Here is a 22,792-nt window from a genome sequence, read left to right as displayed (position 1 = left end):
AGAGTGCCCGGCTCAGGTAGAGCTCAAGCTAGTAGAAGGCTATCTAGTAGCGTATTAGCAGGTGCCGTTTCTCTCCCTAGTATCGTTAAGACACATGATTTGATAACACAGATCTACGGTAATAAGAAAGCTCTTGCTGGGACGGTTATTATATTAATTTATCTCGCTCTAGCTATCCTAGCACCCTACATATCACCGTATAACCCATATGAGACAGATATCAATAGTATTCTGCAACCACCAAGCCTCAACCACCCCTTTGGTACAGACGATGCTGGGAGAGACCTGTTATCCGAGAACCTGTATGCAATATGGACTTCTCTAATCGTAGGATTATTCGCTACTATTATAACTGTCGCTGTAGGAACTCTAGTAGGATTGGTCGGAGGATATTACGGTGGTTGGATAGACGAGTTATTAATGAGGGTAACAGACTTCCTCCTAATAGTACCCCCTGTAATGTTAATGATAGTAATAGGATCTCTACTTGGTTCAAGCCTATTGAATATTATACTCGTCATAGGACTCTTAAGCTGGAGTCCTGTAGCTAGAGTAGTTAGGAGCATGGTTTTATCGATTAAAGAATGGCCTTTCGTCGAAGCTTCTAAAGCAATTGGCGCCGGGGATAGGCTTGTAATGTATAGGCATATATTCCCTATTATAGCGCCAGTAGTATTCGCTAACTCAATGCTCTCGGTCGCTAACGCTATATTCGCTCACGCGGCACTCGTATTCCTCGGGGTGGGGAATCTAAACGATATAAGCTGGGGTACTATACTCCACTTCGCGTATACTTCGGGTAGTTTCACAGCAGGATACTGGTGGTACTTCCTGCCTCCGGGAATAATGCTTTTAGTCCTAGTCCTAGGCTTCATGCTGCTAGGTATAGGCTTAGAGGAGATTTTCAACCCTAGGATCAAGACTTCGCAACATACCTAATTTATTGGCTTACGTACTCGTATACCTCGTCTACAAGCTTTTGTACTTCAACCATTTTCCTCGAGCGCGGCCTAGGTAGGTCTATTCTGACCTCTCTGATAACCCTGGCAGGCCTAGGTGATAATATTACTACTTTATCAGACATTAGGACAGCTTCTTCGACATTATGTGTTACCATGATAATTGCTTTAATCGGTAGGACATTAGAAAGCCATAGGTCGACTACCTCACTCCTCAGGGATTCTGCCGTGAGAGGGTCTAGGTTTGAGAAAGGCTCGTCTAGCAGTAGGATATCTGGCTCTACAGCAAGGGCTCTCGCTATATTAACCCTTTGCTTCATACCCCCGCTAAGCTCGTGGGGGTAGAAGTCTTCGAACTCAGCAAGTCCCACTAGCGTAAGCGCTCTCCTAGCTCTCTCCCTAGCCTCTTCTTCTCTAACACCTTTAGCTATCAGAGGTAGCATAACATTGCCTCTGACAGTCATCCAGGGCAGTAGAGTCGGTGATTGGAATACAAAGCCTATGCGTGGAGTATTAGAGATATAGAATTCTACTGCTCCCCCATCTGGTTTCTCGACTCCAGCGATAATCTTGAGAAGAGTGGATTTACCACAGCCGCTTGGGCCCAGGATACTTACGAATTCTTCTCCTACATCGAGATCTATCCCGTTTAATACTACTAGTTCCCGTCCCGGTAGCTTATATTTTTTTACAAGTCCTCTAATCCTTAGAATTATCTTATTCGACGACATACCTTGAACCAACCCTTTTGAATAGTCTTGACCAAACGATTTTATTGATTGCTACAATAATCAGGCTCATGTATATAGCCGTCCATAAGACCCCGGTGGCATCACCCTGGTTTGCTAGCTTATCTATAACGCTGCCTACCCCGCCGAGATCTATAATCCTGTTCCCGATGAAAATATACTCGGCTGCGATCGAAGCATTCCATGCGCCGCCTGAAGCTGATAGCAAGCCTGTGGCAAGAGATGGTAGTATGGCCGGTAGGAATATCGACTTGAAGAAAATAAAGCCTCTCACACCGTATATATCGGCTAGTTCGAAGAGGTCTTTCTTAACGTATTGGAGCCCGAAAATCATGACATTAAAGTAGATATACCACAAAGATCCCTGTATATATACAAAGAACATCACTAGCCACGGTGTTCTAAAAGCTAGCGGCAGTAGCAGCGGCCACCACACTATCGCTGGTATCGAGGATAAGAGTTCGCCGGCTATGCATGCTATGTAACCCGTCTTCCTACTCCTACTAGACGAGTATGCTAACGGTATGGTTACTAGGGCGGAGACTCCGAGTACGAGGTATACTCTCAGTAGCGTTATCCATACATTAGATATGAAATAATTCAGATATATCAAACCTCTGCCAAGGATCTGGCTGAAACCGTATATTGCTAGCGGAGAAATTTTGATAGCCGGGGAGTATAACAGGATCATAACTGGTAGTAAAATGAAAGAGGGTTTCCTAGCGGCGAGCCAGATTTTCAGCGAACCCCAAACAATGTATCTCCAGATGATTGCGATAATTCTTTCGATGAGGTTATAGAATGTTGAAACAGCGGGGAGGATATTTACTTCAGTATACTTGATGACAGAAGGATTCCATACTAGCAGGTACGATACTATTATAACAAGTATTAGAACTATTACACCGGCGGTTAAGGAAGCTAGATCCCCCCGGTCTGATGCGTCTAGAATGAAACTGCCTAAGCCTATTAGCTTATACGTCTGCGACCCCATCGAGATCACTTCGGCACTAGTTAGGAAAAACCATCCCCCAGCCCAGGATATAATGCTATTTGAGAGTATCGATGGCCTAGCAGCCGGAATATATATTAGGGAGAGCCTTAAGGGTAGAGGGAGTTTGTATATTTTACTCATAGTTAGAAACGAAGGGTCTAGGGATTTAATAGAAGCGTAGACCCCGAATATCATGTTCCAGACAAGGCTTGTAACAATAAGTAGTATCGCGCTGACTTCTCCTCCAATAGATGGGCCGAGGAGACCGATGAAGATTACTAGGAATAACGGGAAAAAGCCTAGTATAGGGATCGACTGGAGTATGTCTAGCACAGGGAGTAGAATTGCTTCAACGTATTTGTTTCTAGCCATAGCTATACCGGTGAAGAGGGCTATGAATAATGATATTATGTAAGCAGTAAACATCCTGTACAGGCTTAGAAGTGTTGCAGCAGCTAATTCTACAAGCAAGCTATCCTCCTTACCATGTTGTTAAGTTTATTAGGTTCTCGTATACTAAATATAGTCATCGAGGTGTTTATAAGGGATTGTCACAAGAAGTGAGAGAAGTAGTCCTACCACACTACCTTACCCCAGACCATTTACTAGGGTTCCTCGAGGCACTCTACAGCCTAGGTGGTAGAGCAGACCCTATGTTCCTAGGCGATATACTAGGCGAGAACGTAGATGTACTACCTCATGTAATAGATGTTGCCGAAGCCTTAGGCCTCCTAACATATAGTAAAAACGGTGAGCTCACTCTCTCAGAACTGGGCGAAAGAGTTGTTAAAGGGAATGTGAAGAACGTGAAGAAGATCCTTAAAGAAAACGCTAGGAAAATAGAGCCTCTGAAAACACTACTTAAAATACTTGAGAAAGCAAAGAGGATTAGCGTCGAGGAATTCGTAGACGTCTTGTCGAGATTCTACTACCTCCACCTCGAAGAAGCCAAGAAGAATATTTTACTATGGGGCGCATTCCTAGGTTTGTTTAAAATGGATGTAAACGATGAGTATATAGAAGTAATTCGCTGAATACGTTAGAGGTTCAGGTCTTATATTGATTCATATTTTCATTCATTCAGAACCATCTTTGCACATACGTCTTAGTGCTACATCGTGCTCAAAAGCTTTCGCAGACGTCCCCAGTGTTCGCATGTCTCAAGTATCTAACGATTTTTTAGGATTATGTCTATGATACGATTAAATCCTCACTTGTACATATAGCTGCTTATAGGAGGACTCGTCCCTAGCGTCTTACCAAGCTCTCTAATCCCATCAAGCAGATCACCGATAGGGAATAGTAGATTTATAAGATGTTAATACCGGGGAAGTCATCAGATAATATATTATCATGAAATTTAAAACAATACATTAGGCTTTTGAGTTCGAAACCGGATTAGACAGATAGCAGTTGCCAACGTATTGACAGCTAGGAGGATCGAGATGGCCGCAGGCTTGAGAGGGTTAACCTCTGCCGAAGTCGAGGAGAGAATCCATAGATACGGACTGAATATTGTGCCCGAGAAGAAGGAGAGCCTTGTAAAGACGTTTCTACGTAAATTCACTGGTCTAACCCCCTATACCATAGAGGTAGCGGCTGTAATATCCTTCCTGCTAGGGAGGTATGTTGATTTCACGGTCATGATAGCTCTACTAATGGTTAACGCGGTGATAGGGGTTATCCATGAGTTTAGAGCTGAGAAAGCTGTTGAATTATTGAAATCTAGGCTCAGGGTTAATGCCAGGGTTTTAAGAGACGGGGTTTGGAAGGAGGTTCCGGCAGAGTACATAGTCCCAGACGATATTATAAAACTAAGGCTTGGCGATATCGTCCCAGCTGACGGGGAGCTGGTAACAGGGCACCTGCTAGTAGACGAATCAGCTCTAACAGGCGAGTCGCTACCTGTCGATAAAAACCCGGGCGATAAAGTTTACGCTGGCAGTTCCGTCTTGAGAGGAGAGGCTATTGTCAAGGTGACTGCTACAGGAGTCTCTACACGCTTCGGCAAGACGGTTGAACTAGTCCAGGTCAGTAAGCCGAGGCTCTTGATCGAGGAGATAACGAGTAGTATTACGAAAGGCCTACTAGCAGTCGATATATTCCTCATAGTAATTGTAGCGTTGAAACTAATTGTAAGCAGGATTAGCATCCTAGACCTACTCCCCTTCGCTCTCACGCTACTTATTGCTTCAATACCTATAGCCCTCCCCGCGATGACAACAATAACGTTGGCACTCGGTAGTGTCGAGCTTGCGAGAGCAGGCGTTATAGTGAGGAGGCTCGAGGCGATAGAAGCTGGTTCAATGATGGATGTTATATGCCTAGATAAGACAGGTACTATTACAGAGAACAGGATCGTGGTCAAAGACATTATCCCGTTAAACGATAACGTTAAGCCTAGCGATATAATACTCTACGCGCTTCTCGCCTCGGAGGAAGATAGTAAAGACCCGATAGATAAAGCTGTTGTAGAGAAAGCAAAGGAAATGAATATCTCGAAGAAGGATTTCGAGGTAATCGAGTTCAAGCCTTTCAGCCCTGAAACCAAGAGGACTGAGGCCTTAGTGAAATACCGTGGTTCAACATTTAAAGCTGTTAAAGGAGCGCCCCAGGTACTCGAAGAACTCGATCAGGGTATTGATAAAGAAATGTTTGAGAAGCTGATTCGGGAGATCAGTGAGAGGGGCGAGAGGCCGCTAGCGGTAGGGGTAGAAGAGGACGGTGTTTTCAGGATTATTGGTTTAATAGGCTTGTACGATAAGCCGCGCGACGACTCCCCCTTATTTATTAAAGAGATCAAAGATCTAGGTGTTAAACCTATCATGATCACAGGCGATAACGTCCACGTAGCAAGGGCTGTTGCCAACATGGTTGGTATAAGCGGTAAGGTTGTTTCATTGAAAGGAATGCCTAAAGACGAGATACCTCGTTTAGTAGATGAGGTAGGCGTCTTCGCAGAGGTAATACCTGAAGACAAGTACGATATAGTAGTTGCTCTACAGGCGAAAAAACATACTGTAGGAATGACCGGTGATGGTGTCAACGATGCTCCAGCGCTTAAGAAAGCAGACCTAGGTGTAGCAGTCAGCAATGCTACGGATATTGCCAAATCGTCTGCGTCCATAGTCCTCACCCAGCCGGGTTTGAAAAATATAATCGATATCATCCGGTTGGGGAGAGTGATCTATAGGAGGATCGTAGTATGGTCTATCAATAAGATCGTCAAAACCTTCCAAATAGTCTACTTCGTAGCAATATCGACGTTACTACTCGGACTCCCAGTCCTAACCCCTACCCATATGATCCTAATGCTATTCCTATACGATTTCGTCACCTTATCTATCTCAACCGATAGGCTCAGGCCTAGTACTAGGCCCGAGAGGTGGAATATCAGGAAGCTTATCTCGATATCCATAATATTAGGCTTTGTCAAGATAGTCGAGTTGTTCATAGCTCTCTATATAGGATTATACTACCTTCCACTCACAATGGACCAAGTGAGGACATTCGTATTCTACGTACTCCTACTATCCGGTTTATTCAATATCCTCAACTTCAGGGAGACGGGATGGTTCTGGAGTAGTAAACCCAGCCTACCGGTATCGCTCTCGATACTCCTCGATATTATAGCCGGAACACTACTAGTCTACTACGGATGGGTAATACCGGCTATCCCATCGAACGCGGTGCTTGTAGGCTTCCTATACTCGGTCTCGATCACACTGGTACTAACAGATGTTTTGAAGATAATGGTCTATAGGAGATTCGGCTATGTTTAGATAGTTGGTTTTTGCCACGATCTTCAACAGTTATACAAATGGGTAATAGGGATTATTCGGATCTATCAATAGAGAACTAGCGTTCCCTCATTATCTCATTCGCCGGTGAAAGAGCCTGTATTCCCCAGTGCTGGGGTCGGCTTTCGAAGACTAATCAGCCTCCTCCCGAGGCAGAGTATTCTCCGGCAACAACCGGTTCTGTATCTCTCATAAAATAATCTCTTTCTTGAAGTAGTTTTTCTCCCATTAGTTCAGATGTCGTTGACTGGTAGTCCGAGTCTCATAATGAATAGAAATGTGCTCCAACTCCTTGAACAGTAGTCTTTTCATACATTCCGATTTGAAACGCATCTCTTTTACAGCCATTGTTTAAACTCGCTTACCAGAACAGTGTTGTTATCAAGCTGCTTGTCTAACCGCGATCATACTCGTTTCTATTTTCCTGAACCAACGCTACAGAAAACATGTGTAAGTGTGGCTGGACTATTGATTTAGTTTGGGTTAACGAAAGCTTTTTAAAATTTTAAGCATAATTAGTTTTTTAGGAAAAGGTGTAAAGCCATGGTGTTGGAAGCAGAATCTGATAAGGAGAAAAGAGATGTGAGAATACTCCTAGTAGCTACGGTAATACTCTTTATAGTTTCGCTTCTTATGCTCTTCGGAGGAATATATATGCAGATTGTACTACACGAGTATAAAGCACCCTTGTGGATTGGTATAATTGCTGGAATCTTGTTAGCGATCCCCCTGGAACTCTGGAACTTTTCAGACCCTGATACGTTGTTTAGGGTTATGGCGTTCCAGGACAGGTTCCTGATGGTCTGTTTTGGCTTCGCAATAGGCTTGGGTGCTATACTACTCTACGGGCTTAACCTGATAGTACCAAGCCCTAACTTCGTGATTAAAAGCTTTTTCATACCCGGGATAATCGTAGGCGGTCTGATATTCGGTATAGGCGTCGGATTAGCAGGCTACTTCCCAGGCACGGTATTGATCGCTTTAGGTCAAGGCCGTAGAGACGCTGTATACGCTTTACTAGGGGGATTACTAGGAGCATTTACATGGTCTGTTATATTCGGATCAGTAAAGGGATTTTTCTGGGATACTTTAAACTTTGGCCCGGTAACCTGGGCAAGCGTATTTGGGGTTAGTTCCAAGATTGGTATATTCGAAGTATCGCTGGTTTTCGGATTAATAATGGTAATGCTCTTCTTTTTACTGCCGAGATATCCAGGCATGAAAGTAAGAGACAGCTGCCTATTCCATCTCCTTGGTCTGAGCAAGAAAGTAGTCCGTTTCGAGGAGTTAATCGAAGAAGAGAGGGAGAAATACCCTAATGCGAGATCCTTCGTAATACGTATTACGAATGAAAGCAGTATATGGAACGCAAGATATGTGACGTTTTTAGGGCTAGCATTCACGATTACAGCTGTAGCAGTTATAATACTGCGTCAAATATTCGGCGAGTCTACTACATACGCATGGATAGGCGCGCAATTATCGTATCTCATAAACCCTGTATGGGCTGCTTCAAACCCGTATTTCCAGCTATTCGGCGGTATGCGTTTAGTAAACGGGGTCCCCGTAAATGATCCGTTCAGCGAGATCGGGTGGGAGCCGTTCTCGGACCTCGGCACTTTCCTAGGCGGTCTTATATCAGCTACTCTATTATCGAAGAGATTCATGAGTTTCAAAAGACAAATCCCGAAAGTCTGGGAGCGGAGGTTTGGATCCAGCGAGGCGAAGAGAGCGCTAGGTTCTTTCATAGGAGCCTACCTAGTACTCTTCGGAGCTAGAATGGCTAACGGCTGTGCTTCAGGGCACATCCTCAGCGGTAATATACAGATGGCTGTATCAAGCTTTGTCTTCATGATCATGGTGCTCATAGGCTCTTGGATCGTACTCTACGGAGTTATGCGGTTAAAAATCAACAAAATAGGATATAGATGATTTTTTAATTTTCCACACGATATTTATTACGAAAATTCATTAGCCAAAAATCGAACTAGTTAATAGTTTGGTAGTGTAATTTAAATCCCATCGTGTAGATATACTATAGCAATAGCCCATGTAAAAATTAAGTAGGAGGTTTTTAGTCAGTATGTTCGACCTAACAGTTCTCCAAATGGTTCTATCAGTAATCTCCGGTTTGATAGTCGGGTTCTCCCTGGGTTTGGTAGGTGGGGGAGGTTCGATACTCGCTATACCGCTGCTTATTTATCTGGTTGGATTCAGCAACCCTCATAAAGCGATAGGCACTACTGCTCTAGCCGTAAGTATCAACGCTTTCCTAAACCTGGTGCCGCACGCTAGGGGGAAACACGTAGATTTCCGGAAAGGGTTTTTATTCAGTATTCCCGGGTTGGCAGGTGTATGGATAGGCGCGGAGCTAGGTCTTTTAACCCCTGGTAGAAAACTATTATTCATCTTCGCTATATTAATGATCGCTATCGCAGTATACATGTTGAAAAAGAAATGTGTAGAAGCTGCTGTAGAACCAAGGCATAAAGGATCGATTCTGAAATTATTGTCAATAGGGTTTCTAGTCGGCTTCTTATCCGGGTATTTCGGCATCGGCGGCGGTTTCCTAATAGTGCCAGGGCTGATATATGCCGGTGCTTTAAACATATTGCAGGCGGTTGGGACTTCACTATTATCCGTGGGGTTATTTGGGTTGTTGACAGCGGTAAGGTATTTCATGAGCGGTGAACTCAACCTTTTTATCTCGGCACTCTATATAGCAGGCGGCGTCTTCGGAGGCTGGCTTGGAGCCTACCTCGCGTCTAGGCTTTCCAGAAGACTCCTTACGAGAATCTTTGCGATAGTTCTAATTATTGTAGCAATCTACATGCTGTACATGAATTTCTCCGCGATCCTGTAATATATATTACTGAATGCAGCCGACTAATCTATTTCCAGCTATGTGATTAGATAACCTGCTTCCCGCCGGTAAACCATTATAATTACTGAGCTATATAGAAGGCTTTTTCAGCACATCCTGGTTTAAACCGTTTTAGGAAGAGTATCCGGTAGTTCTCCTCGAGTAGTCTAGTCTTGTATAAATAGTTTTTTGATGTCATCTAACCTATTGATCGTCTCTAATATGGTATTGGTTAAGCCTTCGAATGTCGCGGCAAATGCGGTTTTAACCGCTCTAGAGAGTCTCGTCTCGATAATTATGCCTGGCTTGAACAGGGATACTACAGGCCTCCTGTTTTCAACACATGTCGATGCCATAATGTTAGGGTAGTATCCTTCTCCGATAATAACGCATAGGCTGACAGACCAGGCAATATCTTCAAAGCTTGTTGTAACAATATTGGCGGTGTTAAAGCTCATTATAGGCTTTCTGGGTGTTGTAGAGACGATTAGTAGGAGCCCTATACGGTTCCTTACTAAGAATTCAACCAGCTTCTCGAATTCTTCTCCTAGGATAGTACCTGTGTTGAGTAGAGCTATTGCTAACGTCTTCGGGTAAGGGTTGAACACTGTAGAGGGTCTTGTTGCGATAACCCGTTTATCTATACTGACATTTACTCTGCTGATACGTGATAGGAACGCGTAGTCGTAGATTGAGAAGACCACCGCGTCGACAATTATTCGTCTGCTAGCGAACGATAAGATAGTTTTGAAAAGGGCTCTCTCAACGAAGCTCAACCTCCTCGAGTCTCTATCAACCGGTATCAGTACTAGGTCTAGTCTCCTAAGCCTTAATAGGTAGAGGAGTAGTATTACAAAAAATAACCTAGTATTCCAGCTGGAGACAATCCTTAAGCGGCCAACGGCTACCTGGGTCTTGAGAACAGATAGCAAATGGTTGATTCGGGGCTGGCTAATGCCTTTTCCATCTAAATATTCAATACAGTATTCTTCGGGCACTAGACACAATGTAGCCAATTTAAAATACCTAGGATAGCATAATTATCTCAAAGTTTTAATAATCGAACCACGCCAGGGCTGGGTTCTAATGGTAGAGATCGTTGATACGACTCTAAGGGATGCACACCAGTCCCTTATCGCTACACGTCTAAAGACCGAGGATATGATACCTATCCTAGACCTGATCGACAAGACTGGTTTCTACAGTATCGAGATGTGGGGCGGGGCTACTTTCGATGTGATGCTGAGGTATTTGAAAGAGGATCCGTGGGAACGATTAAGGCTTATAAGAGAGAGGGTTAGGAGGGTAAAGCTCCAGATGCTGCTTAGAGGCCAGAACCTTGTCGGATACCGGCACTACCCCGACGATGTTGTAGAGAAATTTGTAGAGTTGTCCTATAAGAATGGGATAGACGTGTTCAGGGTTTTCGACGCTTTAAACGATGTAAGGAATATGGCTACGAGTATAAGGAAGGCTAAACGCCTCGGCGCAATCGTGCAGGGTACTATAACATATACCGTGAGCCCGGTTCACACTCTAGAATACTATTTGAAGCTAGCCGAGGAGATCGCTTCGCTTGAAGTAGACCATATAGTGATTAAAGACATGGCTGGTATACTAGACCCTTACACATGTTTTAACCTCGTGAAGGAGATTAAGAGCAGGCTGAAGATACCTGTAGACGTCCATAGTCATTTCACAGGCGGCCTAGCGATAGCAAACTACGTGAAAGCGGTTGAAGCAGGAGCGGATTTCGTAGATACTTCTATCAGCCCGCTAGCCTTTGGAAGCGGTCAGCCGGGTATCCAGTCCCTCTACTACGCTCTACCACCTGAGTTAAGGCCTAGGGTCAACATGGATGTTATAAGAGAGATCTCGGCTTACCTAGAGAAGATACTGTTCACGAAATATAAGAGCCTTCTCGATGTAAAAATCTTTATGCCAGACCCTAATGTTCTAGAACACCAGATCCCGGGAGGCATGATAAGTAATTTCCTGCAGCAACTCAGGCAGATGAATGCTGAAGACAGGCTTAAAGAGGTTTTAGAAGAGGTTAGGAGGGTTAGAGAAGACCTAGGCTGGCCTCCCCTAGTAACACCTACCTCGCAGATCGTTGGCGCCCAGGCTTTCCTGAACGTTATCAACGGGAGGTATGTGGTTGTAACTAAAGAGGTACGCGACTACGTTAAAGGGTTGTACGGTAGGCCCCCGGCCCCGATTAAACAGGAGATTATCGAGGCTGTATTGAAAGGCGAGAAACCAATTGATGTGAGGCCGGCCGACCTGCTCAAGCCGGCTCTCGAAGACTGTAGGAGAGAACTATTAGAGAAAGGCTTCAACCCTAGCGAGGAAGACGTCGTCACATACTGTATATTCCCGGACCTAGCTCTCGAATTCTTCGAGAAATCGAAAACCAGGCAGAAAAACAAGATCGAGAAAGCTGTTGAAGAACTATGGGATTCGGTACTTGGTGTATAGCTACTATAATATTTTATAAAAATGACCTAGAGGGTTCCAACTAGCGTGAATTACGCGGAAGTTAGAAAACTTTTTTATTTTACAAGGTTACTAATTAATATAGGTGGGCGAATGGCAGAAGAGAAGACGAGAGAACTACTCCAGAAATACCTGGGGATTAGCGCGTCGAGGATTACAATCGGTATTCTAATGATAATTTTCGGTATAATAATCCTCTTACTCCCGGAGCTACTAATCTACCTAATAGCCCTGTATCTTATAATAAACGGTATACTGGTAATAGTAGACGAGTATTCCAGGTCGAAGAGCGTCAAGAGACTGGCGTCGGCTAGCTGACCACTCCTGTTTACCCACGTATCATTTTTTCCCAGGCTTCTCAATACCCAGCCATATCCAACCTACTATATCCTGAATTATTACAACGCACTATTTGAAAGAGTTATTTATACCGATATAGGCCACGGTACTGATTACCGGCATTTTACTGGTGAGGTAGCCGCATCCCTCTAGCATAATTCGTCTGCTTGGATAGTGCCGTTATTCTTCATGTATTTAGGTAAATAAACCCAGTAGAGAATAGTAGAGTGATACTCTATGTATATAGGTATTGCTGCGCATAGCGGAGAGCCTAATCCTAAAGCGGTCTCGGCCGCGAGGAGTTTTATCAGGCTATTGAAAGAGAGATGCGGTTTAAAACATAGGATTATAGTCGGCGGCTACTGGGGTTTGATGAGGATAGTTGTAGACGAGGCATTGTCGCAGGGTTTCACAGTAGTAATCTTGCCACCCGTCGAAGAAGAAGATACAGACTTCCCTGATGGTGCGATAGTTGTTAAAACAGGCTTGTCTTTCAGAGGGAGGAGTGTCGTACTAGCGAGGACATCCGATGCCCTCGTGGTGCTAGGAGGCGGCTCCGGCTGCATGCAGGAGGCGGTTACAGCCTACACGGAAGGCAGGCCCGTCTACGTTCTCATAGGAACAGGCTATCCAACAGATAGTATGAGGGATTGGCCGGAGTACTTAGACGATAGGAGGCTGGCGCCGATAAAGAAATACGATAGCATAGATGCACTTGTCAACGACTTGTGTACGGAAGAGTATAGGAGGACTAGTCTAGCCAAGAGGATCTATGGTTGATCGGGAAATCTAATATGTGTATAAATCGTACATGTTAGCAATATTTATAAAACCTTATAAGTTTTACATATAAAACATATATACAGGGTGTGTTATACGGCGAGACCCCCTACTGGGTATAGATTACTAATAGCGATTCTAATAGCGTTCCTACTAGGACTTCTCGTCGGCTGGCTCCTGACAATTGCTATCCCTAATACTACAGCTAGAGCCAGTGTAGATGTATGGTTTAAAGCTCTAGGAGATATTTTCGTCAGGCTCATAAGGATCATAATACCTGTACTAATAATGTTTACGATAGCCGCGGCAACTGCTTCGATCGCAAGTGCTAGAAGGCTTGGGATAATCCTGTTCTGGATGCTAGTGCTATATATAGGCACCTCGATCCTAGCAGCTTTCTGGGGTATCTAGCAGGCTTACTATTCCAGCCCGGCGTAGGAGTAGGCCTCAAGCCTCCCGCTACCTATAAGCCTCCGACACCCCCGTCCGGGGTCGATATACTTCTGTCATTCTTCCAGCTAGATTTCAGCAGTGTTCTCACAGTAGGAGGCTCTATGACTATGATAATATTCGCGATGATCCTAGGAGCATCGACTCTACTCCTCGGCGAGGAAGGAAGGAAGATCGCGAACTACCTGAAGATCGGAAGCGATCTGACAGTAGCTTTCGTAAGGATTATAATGTATTACGCTCCCTTAGCGATATTCGGTTACGCGACCTGGCTTATGAGCGAGTACGGTGCTGCTATGCTCGGCGCATACGGTAAATTCCTAGTAGCCCAATACTCCTTTACCCTAATGCACTTCTTCGTAATATACTCAATCCTCGTAGCACTCGGCGGCCTCAACCCGGTGAAATACTTTAAAGCACAGCTAACTCCGTTCCTCATAGCTTTCACAACAAGGTCTAGTGCCGTAACACTACCTTATAATATGGAGGCTTCTAGGAAGATGGGCGTCCCGCCCGAGATATACAATATTACTCTACCGATCGGCGCTACGGTCAATATGGATGGTACAGCGATCTACCAGGCTTTAAGCGCTATGTTCATAGCCCAGTTATTCGGTATACCGATACAGCCATACCAGGTCGGTTTAATCATAGCAGCAGCTACGATAGGTAGTGTTGCTACAGCTGCTATACCAGGCGGCGGGACTATCATGCTAGCCTACGTCTTAGCAACAGTCGGGCTACCCCTTGAAGGTATAGCGATCATGATGGTGATCGACCCTATAGCCGATGCTATTAGAACAGCGATCAACGCTAGCGGGGATAACGCTTGCACAGTATTGTTAACTAGGATTATAGGAGAAAAGCTCCAGCCACAGATCTGATTTTTTAAGTATTCCCCCATCCTCCTGTTTAATATATAGAGTCGTAGGATCACACCGATTTCTCTACGAGGAGTTTCTCGACGCTACTGATAACACTCCTTACCTTGGCCGGGAATATTCTCTCGTCGATGCTTACAAATCCTTTGACCAAGAGGCCTACAGCCTCGTCTCTTGTAAAACCTTTGCTCACTAAATAGTTGATTTCTTCTTCGGCAAGCCTACCGATAGAAGCCTCGTGTGTTAGAGAAGCCTCCATGGTCTCAGAGGATAGCTCGGGTATTGCTAGCATGAAGCTCTCGCCTGATAGCATAAGCCCTCTACACTCTAAGTGGCCTCTAGCCCCTCTACCCCTCCCGTGGAGCCTGCCTCTGGTGATAACCTTCGCCCTATCTCTGGCTAGGGCTTTCGAAACGACTTCGGCACTAGACTCTTCACCGTCCAGGTATACCAGCCCCCCGTAGTCTATAGATGATTCGCCAGACCCTAGGATCACTGAGTATAAGCCGGCTCTAGCCCCCTCCTTCAGGATTACAACCGGGTAAGCCTGGAGGGTTTTCACGCTCGAGAGGTTAGCATAATAATTTAAATAGTATCCGTCCTCGCCTACTAGTACGCCAGTCCTCGGCCTCACATGCGATGCTCTGTTCCAGGCATGGATCATGATGAACGTAAGTTTTGCTCTCTCCTCAATATAGAATTCCGATATACCCACGTGTAACCCAATCACTTCGGGCGCTATTGTGCATCCAGTCCATACAATGACCTCGCTGCCTTTCTCAGCTATAACGATATTATGAGGAGCCTGGATCCCTCTAGTGCTCAGGAAGAGGCATGCCATAATAGGGTCTTCGACTCTAGTATTCTTCTTAACCCTGATATAGTAGCCGCCTCTCTCTAATAGAGCTGCTATAGCAGTATACTTGTCCTGCCCTGGGTCTACAAGCCTCCAGTAGTAGTCCCGGGCTTCGTCGGGCCTGTTCTCTACGAACTCCCTTATAGACATTATTTCGACCCCGCTGAACCTGCTCAAGTACTTTATATAGTTCTGGTCTACCTGGATGTAGTAGGCTCTACTCGAGGGGTTGAACCCTACTTCCCCTGCTCTCTCGAGGTCGAGAACGCCTTCTCCAACAGCTTCGCTGAAAGAACCTAGATCGATATCCTCCCCGTATTGGGCCGGCTTAGATAAAGCACTCCTAGCTCTGCTCTTAATCTCTTCTAGCCACTGTCTTGAAACCATGCTCGAACACCTCGCCTAGAAGTTCGGGTCCCCCACAATACTCGATCCTCTTGTTCAGCATCAGGCAGATTTTCGTCGGTTGCACATATTTCGCGATCATAGCAGTATGCGTCACTATCAGAGCCGCCTTATAGGGAGACGAATCGATCAACCTCTTGATCACGTCTCCTATTATCTTAATAGAGTCCACGTCGACACCGCTATCAGGCTCGTCTATGAGGCTTACCTTAGGCTTTAAAGCTAGGAGCGTGGCTAGCTCAACCCTCTTGAGCTCTCCTCCGGAGAAGGATTTCCCGAACTCTCTCTCCAACAGGTTTGATATATTGGTTGCTTCAGCAATTTCACTAACAGAACACCCCTTCCTCCTACATATGCTCTCGAGCAGGGTGCTAACTCTTAGACCGGTTAGTTTAGGCGGAAACTGGTGCGCTACCCCAAGACCCTTCTCTACCCTATACTCCATAGGCTTATCCGTTAGATCCTCGTTTTCGAATAGGACCCTGCCTGATAAAACCCTGTACCCGGGGTATCCTATAATAGTCCTGATAAGAGAAGTCTTACCAGAGCCGTTGGGGCCTAGCAGGAAGACTACGTCGCCAACCCCTATCTCTAGCCTAGCATCCTGTACAACAATATTCCCTCCCGCCTCAGCCCTAATATTATCGACTACCAGAATACTCATCAACACACCTTCTCAATTCTATAAACCCACTTGAGAATAATAAATCTGATTAAGATCCATCAACGTATCCCACCAAATCCACCTCTCTATTTGGTATTTTAATCGTGATAAAGCCTCTCCGAGAAGCCTATTTTCATTTCTCGTAAATTTCAGAGGCACTAGCAGTGTTATCTCATATAGCATAGTGCAAGTTGAGCTGATACGTCAGCGGTATTGAAAGCTGAGATTCTTTAGTCTAAAAACTATTAAAATAGTAACTTTATAGAACATAGGAGCGTCGACCTTTACTGGTTCGTGAGGGGCTTCTTCCCGTAGTCTCGGATTCTAGATGCCATGCCCTAGCGGAATGTCCCGGTTTGTTTAAAGACTGGAGGCTACGAGCATGACTCCTATTTTAGCCGGATGTGGGTTAAGATAAGACCGGTGATGTCCGTAGTGGGATATAACAGCAGGATGTACCCTAGTCATGCTATTGCTTCTGTAGGGTGTGTTGTAGTAAAAAACGGTATGATACTCCTCGTTAAGAGAGGGTATCCTCCAGGCAAGGGATTATGGGCTGTTCCAGGAGGGGTTATTGAAGCGGGCGAATCCATTATTGAAGCCTCTAAAAGGGAGCTTTACGAAGAAACGGGTTTGACAGGTGAGCCTCTCGGCTTAGTATGGGTGACCGAATCTATTGTGAAAGAAAGTGACAAGATTAAATACCACTATGTTATACTCGACGTATTATTTGACCCGAATACTATTAGAGGGGAGTTGAGACCTGGAGGAGACGCTGTCGAAGCAAGATGGTTTGATTTACACGAGGCCGCTACAAGTAGTATTGTGACAAAGAGCTCTAGGAGACTGGCTGAAATCCTTCTTAAAGGGGGATACAGTATCATAAGGTTATAGACAAAAAAATTGAATACTCAAAATTTATATTTTCTTATAGCATAGAATATTGTAAGACAAGGTGGGTGTGTTGTCGCCGGATGTAATACTCCTATCAATAGGTGTTATAATACTAATCGCCGGATTACTACTCTACGCCGCTGGTAAGAGAGGGGGTCTTGCTATAACCCTTTTAGGCGGTTTATGGACTATTGCTATGGTAATCTACTATATTTATTCAAACCTGGGTTTCTATGCTGCGGTAGGGTTGAATACTAGTTCAGCCGGTCCAGTCGTGACAACAACGCTGGGTTTCCTAATCCTGATAATAGGTATCGGCGTTGCTGTATATGTTGCTAGAAGAGGTGGTAGGAAATGAGCGAGAAGAAGACCGGTCTCTGGGTTGTTAGTATTATTATAGGTATATTATTCGCAGCATTCTTCATCTATGTCGCCTACGATATTGTAACAAAAGGGCTTTCGAACTGGTCGCAATGGATTATTTCAGCACCGTTCATATCGCTAGGCCGCGACTTCTGGTTCACTGTATCAGGCATTCTCTGGGTTATTGGTACAGTGATATTCTTCATGGAGATGGCTGGCTACACGATAAATAGGCATTTCAGGATTGTTAAAAACAATGTTAAATGGGATGCTGTTGACGTTACAGTTACAGCCTTATCTGCTGCAATATACGGTGGTTCGTTAGCGGCAACAGGCGGTATACCTATTATCCCAGGTTTTACGTGGCTAAGGCCTGGTAATTCCCTCGCCCCCTTATTTGGGATGCTATTCGGTGTTCCTGGAGCGCTGGGGACGGCTATAGGTAATTTCATAGCGGACGCGCTGACAGGTTATTTAAGCATTGGTAGTATAGGAGGGTTCATAGGCAATTTCATGATAGCGTATATCCCGTATAAATTAATGAAGGATCATAGCTTTAGGACTCCCAGGAGTATAATCGAATACTACATATGGGGTGCTGTAGTCGGTAGCGTTTACGTCGCATTATACATATCGTGGTGGCTGGATGCTCTAGAACCTGTTATAGGATTGCCGAGGACATTGATATGGGGATGGTTCGCGCCATGGGTTATATTCAACGACGCAATCGTTACATCAACAATTACCCCGATACTAGGCTTCCTACTGTATCCACCTATTAAGATGAGAGGCTTGTACTGGAAGGATAGAATAGGCTAATTTTTTCCATATTCATACCTCGCTGTTTTTATCGGTGGTCTTTTTTGATTTATGGGATAAGAGGCAACGTGCTAACCCTGGACGATAAAGATCGTTTCTTGAGAGACCATGTAGTCCTGGTAGATAGTGATAGAGGTGTTGTAATCGATATCGTCCCCTACGATAAGTCGTCGGAGTATAGACCTGAGTTTATTATTGGAAGCCCTAGACACCTTGTTACGCCTGGTCTAGTAAATACTCATACACATATACCCATGTACATATTCAAAAACGTGAAGATTGAGAAGACGGGTTTCGAGTGGCTGGAGACCGTATGGAGGATGGAGAGCTGTCTGAAACCTAGGCATGTATACTATGGCTCTATAGCAGGGATTATCGAGCTCGTGGAAAACGGGGTGACTTTATTCGGTGACATGTATTTCTTCGAGGAAGAAGTAGCTAGGGCTGCTAGAGAACTAGGTGTTAGAGCCTCGCTGAGTCTCGGGGTTATCGAATTATTCGAAGGCCCTCCTAAGCATAGTATCGAAGAATCTATCGGTTTCGCAATAAAATATAGTAGGGACGAGCTCGTTAGAGGGAATATAGGAGTCCACTCCCTCTATTCCGTATCCCCTGAATCCATAGAGAGGGCAGTAGCCGAGTCCGAGAGCAAAGGGCTAATCATCCACATTCATTTCGCAGAGTCGCTTGATGAAGTAAGATATCTGAGAGAAAAATTCGGTAAAACCCCTACCGAGGTAGCCAGGGACCTAGGGCTACTCAGAGTTAGACCGCTACTAGCCCATTCTGTCTACATCTGGGATAGCGACCTCCCTGTATTATCCCAGTATAAACCATATATCTCGTACTGTCCCTTTACTATAATGAGCTGGGGTTCCGGGATAGCTCGTGTAATCGAATTCCTAGAGAATCAAATCCCTGTCACAATTGGGACAGATGGACCTTTAACAGCTGGTGTAATGAGCACTCTGTTCGAGATAAAAGTCGGGCTCGCTGCGCAGGGGAGTAGATACGGTAAGCCGATACCGTTCAACGTATACAATCTATTGAAATCAAGTATTGTAGAAGGTAGGAGAGCACTAGGCTGGAATCCGATAGGGCTTGTAAAAGGAGGGGACGCAGATCTCGTCTTATGGAGTACTCCCCCATGGCTAGATCCTATGGACGCTGTTGCTAGCGATATTGCTATGAGCATGGTATACGATTTCCAATTCTTTAAGCCCGTCTATGTTGTTGTGAGAGGGCGCATTGTAAACAAAAGTCCTAGGTTTATAACGTATAAGAACATAATCTATGAGAAAATACGCGAGATTAGAGAAGACCTATCAGAGTGTGGTGTTAGATGAGTAGCGAGGTCGGCTTGTATTACGAGGCTGATAGCATAATCCACAGGCTGGATCCCAGGGTTAAACTATTATGGTTTCTCCTAGCACTAGCCGCTTCAATAGCAACACAATACGATGGTAGCGTAGGAGTTTTCGTATTCATAAGCCTTATCGTAGGGATTGCTCTTGCAAAACTATCTATTAAGAGGCTGATATTGATCATAGCTTACAGTATTGTATTCTTTATTGTCACAATACTCGTCTGGGCTAGTTTCTACCAGAATGTTGGCAGGCAGGTCTTTTATATAAGTTTCGCAAACCTACATGTAACAGATGTCGGCTTGCTTGTTGGGACTGGGAAATTCTTCCTAATAGTAAACCCTATAACAGCTATACTCTTATTCTTTTCAACCGTTAAACCTTACGACCTAGTCCAGACCTTTGATAGACTCAAGCTACCTTATAAAGCAGGATTCATATTCTTCCTATCACTCAGGCTGCTACCGATAACATTCCGCGAGCTAAGGGAGATAATGGACGTTCAGAAATCTAGGGGGATAGAAGTAGACTCTCCGAATCCTGTTAAGAGGATAGCGAATACGATCCCGATATTTGTGCCCCTTATAATACGTATTATGAGCGTGACCTGGGAGATGGCTATTACTTTAATGGTCAGAGGGTTTGGTGCTGGTAAAAGAAGCTATGTCAAGCCTCTGAAATGGGCCCGAAGAGACACTATCGCTCTAGCCGTCTTAACAACATTCTATTTATTTATAATAATAATCACGCTTAGAGGATTCTCTACATACGCGTTTATAGAAGGTGTCAGGGGCTATGGGGGTTATTGAGATCAAAGACCTGTGGTTTAAATACCTTCTAGCAGAAGAGTGGACTCTGAAAAACCTGAATCTCGTGGTTGATAAAGGAGAGTTCACGGTATTAATGGGTCCTTCGGGATGCGGTAAGTCAACACTACTCTACATATTAACAGGCATAATACCGAATATGATTAAGGGTACTATAAGAGGCAGTGTTCGAATACTCGGCCGTGATATACTAAAGTTGCAGCCGTCTGAGATAGTTAAGGAGGTTGGCTTCGTATTCCAGAATCCCGACTCCCAGATAATAATGCCTTCTGTATTCGAAGAGGTTACGTTCGGTCTCGAAAACCTGGGTCTGGAGCCGGGCGAGATCGAGAAGAGAGCTGAAGAAATCCTTAAATATGTTGGTCTATGGGATAAGAAAGATGTTTCACCATGGAGTTTATCAGCAGGTGAGCGACAGATCCTTGCTATAGCCTCTGTACTAGCTCTGAGACCGAAAGTTATGATACTAGATGAGCCTACCTCGATGTTAGACCATAAGAGTACTAAGAGAGTGTTGGAGATACTTGATAGGCTGAAGAAGGACCATGAGATGACTATTCTGGTAGTAGAACACAGGATAGAATGGGCTAGTGAAGTAGCAGACAAGGTGGTTATTATGGATAACGGCGAGTTTGTTGCTGTAGGCAGCCCGAGCGAAGTATTCTCTAAGTACGAGATTATTAAGAAGACTGGTGTCAGACCGCCTATGATTACAGAGGCTTTCTACAAGCTGATCGAGAAAGGCCTGCCTGTAGATAGGATACCAGTTAGACTCAGCGAGGGCGTTCAGATTCTAGCAAACCTGTTTAAGAGGTGATATTGTTTGAGCGAAGAGATCCTTAAGGCAGAAAATATATGGTTCAAATACAGTAAGAAACAGGACTGGGTGTTGAAAAATATCAATTTAAGCATTAGGCGCGGAGAATTTATTGCTTTAATAGGCGAGTCTGGAGCAGGTAAAACAACACTGGCTAAGCATTTTAACGGCTTGTTAAAGCCTTTGAAAGGTAGGGTTGAAGTTCTCGGAATGGATACGAGGAGGGTTCCTACGTCGAAGCTGGCGAGACATGTGGGATATGTTTTCCAGAACCCGGATTCCCAGATATATTCGGCAACTATAAGAGACGAATTGAGCATTGGGCTTAAGAAGCTTGGTTTCGGAGAGAGCGAGATAGAAGAGAGGATTAAGTGGGCGCTGGAAGTAGTCGATTTAAAGAAACCGTTGAATATATCTCCTCACATCCTTAGTTTCGGAGAAAGGCATAGGCTAGCGATCGCAACAGTGCTAGCGATTAGACCAGATATATTCGTTCTAGACGAGCCTTTCGCTGGAATAGACTATAAGAGAAGTCTCCAGCTACTAGGGATCTTCAAAGAATTAACTAAGAAAGGACACTCGGTAGTCCTGATAGGCCACGACCTACAGCTTATTGCAGAACTAGCTACAAGAGTTATATTCATGAGCCGTGGCGAGATTATTAGAGAAGGAAAACCCGAGGACGTCTTAGGCGATATCGATTTCCTTGTAGAAAACAACTATATACCGCTCCAGATAACACAGGCTTCTAGCATATTAGGTCTAGGCAGGATTATCAGGGTAAGCGATTTTGTGAACGAAATAGTAAATAAGGTAAGATCCTGACTTGTTTTAAGATGTCCATACATTGTTTAGCTTATGAAACACCTCTTTATACATAATCTCAATGAGAAAACCCAAACTATTTGTATACATCGATCTCTTATCTAGGGATTATTCCGCTAGTAGCAACCATGGCATTAATAGTATTATAGCCTTTCATGAGGCGCTTGATAAGACACATCAACTATCCTATTGGAGACAAGAGTCCAGATGTTTTAGACTCCTTGGTCATACTGGCATAAGTAAAATGATTACAATATTTTAACGAGTTCTTCAGGACTAATAAACCTCTTATACCACTTCTCAAACAGCTCTCTTGTTACCACGTGTAGCTCTATTGGAGCGTCAATCTGCTTGTACACATCAACCATGATATCGTATCTGGATTCGAAACGCTTTGTTACCACTAGTATATCAATATCGCTTCCCGCGGTATAGCTCCCTCTGACAACAGACCCGAAGACGTATACCTCTGCTTCCGGATCATATCTGGAAACTATTTCTCTAACCCTCTTAGCTACTTCAACATAGTTTCTATAATATTTCAATGGATCTTCAAACCCTTTCGACAATAGGCTTGAACACCTCTAATACAAACCGGGCTATATCCCTCACTTCTTTTTCCTCATATGAAATAGGCAGATATCTAG

The 22,792-nt window shown here is 44.4% G+C and carries 21 protein-coding genes and 1 pseudogene; 16 read left to right on the top strand and 6 right to left on the bottom strand.

All coding sequences use genetic code 11. The annotated features are described in order from the left end of the window. The first annotated feature begins 3 nt into the window (after window positions 1-3). Window positions 4-939 (top strand): ABC transporter permease, encoded by a 936-nt coding sequence (locus ACSU1N_RS00200; protein WP_440059617.1) that lies wholly within the window; start codon window positions 4-6, stop codon window positions 937-939. A gap of 1 nt (window position 940) precedes the next feature. Here ACSU1N_RS00200 and ACSU1N_RS00195 read toward each other — a convergent pair whose 3' ends face one another. Next, window positions 941-1,690 (bottom strand): ABC transporter ATP-binding protein, encoded by a 750-nt coding sequence (locus tag ACSU1N_RS00195; RefSeq protein ID WP_440059616.1) that lies wholly within the window; start codon window positions 1,688-1,690, stop codon window positions 941-943. Continuing rightward, window positions 1,677-3,173, bottom strand: a complete 1,497-nt coding sequence (locus ACSU1N_RS00190; protein ID WP_440059615.1) for an ABC transporter permease subunit — start codon at window positions 3,171-3,173, stop codon at window positions 1,677-1,679. Before ACSU1N_RS00190 ends, ACSU1N_RS00195 begins: the two co-directional genes overlap by 14 nt. A 77-nt stretch (window positions 3,174-3,250) precedes the next feature. Between ACSU1N_RS00190 and ACSU1N_RS00185 the strand changes: the two genes are divergently transcribed. The 4 genes from ACSU1N_RS00185 to ACSU1N_RS00170 all read left to right on the top strand — a co-directional run bounded on the left by ACSU1N_RS00185 (window position 3,251) and on the right by ACSU1N_RS00170 (window position 9,365). After that, a complete protein-coding gene (locus ACSU1N_RS00185) occupies window positions 3,251-3,736 on the top strand; it encodes an AAA-associated domain-containing protein (protein WP_440059614.1) in 486 nt (161 codons plus the stop codon). 390 nt (window positions 3,737-4,126) lie between these two features. Further along, the gene (locus ACSU1N_RS00180; protein ID WP_440059613.1) at window positions 4,127-6,484 is read left to right on the top strand and encodes a plasma-membrane proton-efflux P-type ATPase; all 2,358 of its coding nucleotides are present in this window, start codon (window positions 4,127-4,129) and stop codon (window positions 6,482-6,484) included. A gap of 561 nt (window positions 6,485-7,045) precedes the next feature. Beyond that, a complete protein-coding gene (locus ACSU1N_RS00175) occupies window positions 7,046-8,434 on the top strand; it encodes a YeeE/YedE thiosulfate transporter family protein (RefSeq protein WP_440059612.1) in 1,389 nt (462 codons plus the stop codon). 151 nt (window positions 8,435-8,585) lie between these two features. Continuing rightward, window positions 8,586-9,365, top strand: coding sequence for a sulfite exporter TauE/SafE family protein (locus ACSU1N_RS00170; RefSeq protein ID WP_440059611.1), 780 nt, complete (start codon window positions 8,586-8,588; stop codon window positions 9,363-9,365). A 167-nt stretch (window positions 9,366-9,532) separates the two neighbouring features. On the opposite strand, the gene ACSU1N_RS00165 is transcribed toward ACSU1N_RS00170, so the two are convergent. Next, window positions 9,533-10,297, bottom strand: coding sequence for a hypothetical protein (locus ACSU1N_RS00165; RefSeq protein ID WP_440059610.1), 765 nt, complete (start codon window positions 10,295-10,297; stop codon window positions 9,533-9,535). A 154-nt stretch (window positions 10,298-10,451) separates the two neighbouring features. Here ACSU1N_RS00165 and ACSU1N_RS00160 point away from each other — a divergent pair, with 154 nt between their 5' ends. From ACSU1N_RS00160 to ACSU1N_RS00145, 4 genes and pseudogenes are all read left to right on the top strand, one after another. Next, window positions 10,452-11,843, top strand: a complete 1,392-nt coding sequence (locus ACSU1N_RS00160) for a pyruvate carboxylase subunit B (RefSeq protein ID WP_440059609.1) — start codon at window positions 10,452-10,454, stop codon at window positions 11,841-11,843. A gap of 111 nt (window positions 11,844-11,954) precedes the next feature. After that, window positions 11,955-12,179 (top strand): DUF3096 domain-containing protein, encoded by a 225-nt coding sequence (locus tag ACSU1N_RS00155; RefSeq protein WP_440059608.1) that lies wholly within the window; start codon window positions 11,955-11,957, stop codon window positions 12,177-12,179. Between the two features lie 258 nt (window positions 12,180-12,437). Continuing rightward, a complete protein-coding gene (locus ACSU1N_RS00150; protein ID WP_440059607.1) occupies window positions 12,438-12,980 on the top strand; it encodes an LOG family protein in 543 nt (180 codons plus the stop codon). Between the two features lie 87 nt (window positions 12,981-13,067). Continuing rightward, window positions 13,068-14,314: pseudogene (locus ACSU1N_RS00145) on the top strand (dicarboxylate/amino acid:cation symporter). Between the two features lie 49 nt (window positions 14,315-14,363). On the opposite strand, the gene ACSU1N_RS00140 reads toward ACSU1N_RS00145, so the two are convergent. Together ACSU1N_RS00140 and ACSU1N_RS00135 are read right to left on the bottom strand one after the other, a co-directional pair. Further along, complete coding sequence (locus ACSU1N_RS00140) at window positions 14,364-15,554, bottom strand: SufB/SufD family protein (RefSeq protein WP_440059606.1); 1,191 nt, start codon at window positions 15,552-15,554, stop codon at window positions 14,364-14,366. After that, window positions 15,523-16,236, bottom strand: a complete 714-nt coding sequence (locus ACSU1N_RS00135; protein ID WP_440059605.1) for an ATP-binding cassette domain-containing protein — start codon at window positions 16,234-16,236, stop codon at window positions 15,523-15,525. The genes ACSU1N_RS00140 and ACSU1N_RS00135 overlap by 32 nt, the downstream gene beginning before the upstream one ends. Before the next feature lie 435 nt (window positions 16,237-16,671). Between ACSU1N_RS00135 and ACSU1N_RS00130 the strand changes: the two genes are divergently transcribed. The 7 genes from ACSU1N_RS00130 (at window position 16,672) to ACSU1N_RS00100 (ending at window position 22,145) form a co-directional block, all read left to right on the top strand. Next, window positions 16,672-17,130 (top strand): NUDIX hydrolase, encoded by a 459-nt coding sequence (locus tag ACSU1N_RS00130; protein WP_440059604.1) that lies wholly within the window; start codon window positions 16,672-16,674, stop codon window positions 17,128-17,130. Window positions 17,131-17,200: 70 nt separating this feature from the next. Next, window positions 17,201-17,488: a hypothetical protein gene (locus ACSU1N_RS00125; RefSeq protein ID WP_440059603.1), complete on the top strand. Its 288-nt coding sequence runs from the start codon at window positions 17,201-17,203 to the stop codon at window positions 17,486-17,488. Further along, window positions 17,485-18,312 carry a QueT transporter family protein gene (locus tag ACSU1N_RS00120; protein WP_440059602.1) on the top strand — a complete coding sequence of 276 codons (828 nt, stop codon included), beginning with the start codon at window positions 17,485-17,487 and terminating at the stop codon, window positions 18,310-18,312. Before ACSU1N_RS00125 ends, ACSU1N_RS00120 begins: the two co-directional genes overlap by 4 nt. Before the next feature lie 44 nt (window positions 18,313-18,356). Next, entirely contained in the window at window positions 18,357-19,658 is a 1,302-nt protein-coding gene (locus ACSU1N_RS00115) for an amidohydrolase family protein (protein WP_440059601.1), read from the top strand. Then, complete coding sequence (locus tag ACSU1N_RS00110) at window positions 19,655-20,485, top strand: energy-coupling factor transporter transmembrane component T family protein (protein WP_440059600.1); 831 nt, start codon at window positions 19,655-19,657, stop codon at window positions 20,483-20,485. Before ACSU1N_RS00115 ends, ACSU1N_RS00110 begins: the two co-directional genes overlap by 4 nt. Further along, window positions 20,472-21,320, top strand: coding sequence for an energy-coupling factor ABC transporter ATP-binding protein (locus tag ACSU1N_RS00105; protein ID WP_440059599.1), 849 nt, complete (start codon window positions 20,472-20,474; stop codon window positions 21,318-21,320). Before ACSU1N_RS00110 ends, ACSU1N_RS00105 begins: the two co-directional genes overlap by 14 nt. 6 nt (window positions 21,321-21,326) lie before the next feature. Further along, window positions 21,327-22,145, top strand: coding sequence for an energy-coupling factor ABC transporter ATP-binding protein (locus ACSU1N_RS00100; protein WP_440059598.1), 819 nt, complete (start codon window positions 21,327-21,329; stop codon window positions 22,143-22,145). Between the two features lie 248 nt (window positions 22,146-22,393). Here the strand turns inward: ACSU1N_RS00100 and ACSU1N_RS00095 are convergent, their stop codons facing one another. Next, the gene (locus ACSU1N_RS00095) at window positions 22,394-22,714 is read right to left on the bottom strand and encodes a nucleotidyltransferase domain-containing protein (protein WP_440059597.1); all 321 of its coding nucleotides are present in this window, start codon (window positions 22,712-22,714) and stop codon (window positions 22,394-22,396) included. Window positions 22,715-22,792: the final 78 nt, after the last annotated feature.

The organism is Thermogladius sp. 4427co (assembly GCF_051933805.1).
Taxonomy (GTDB): Archaea; Thermoproteota; Thermoprotei_A; order Sulfolobales; family Desulfurococcaceae; genus Thermogladius.
This window is presented reverse-complemented; position numbering and strand designations above follow the sequence as displayed.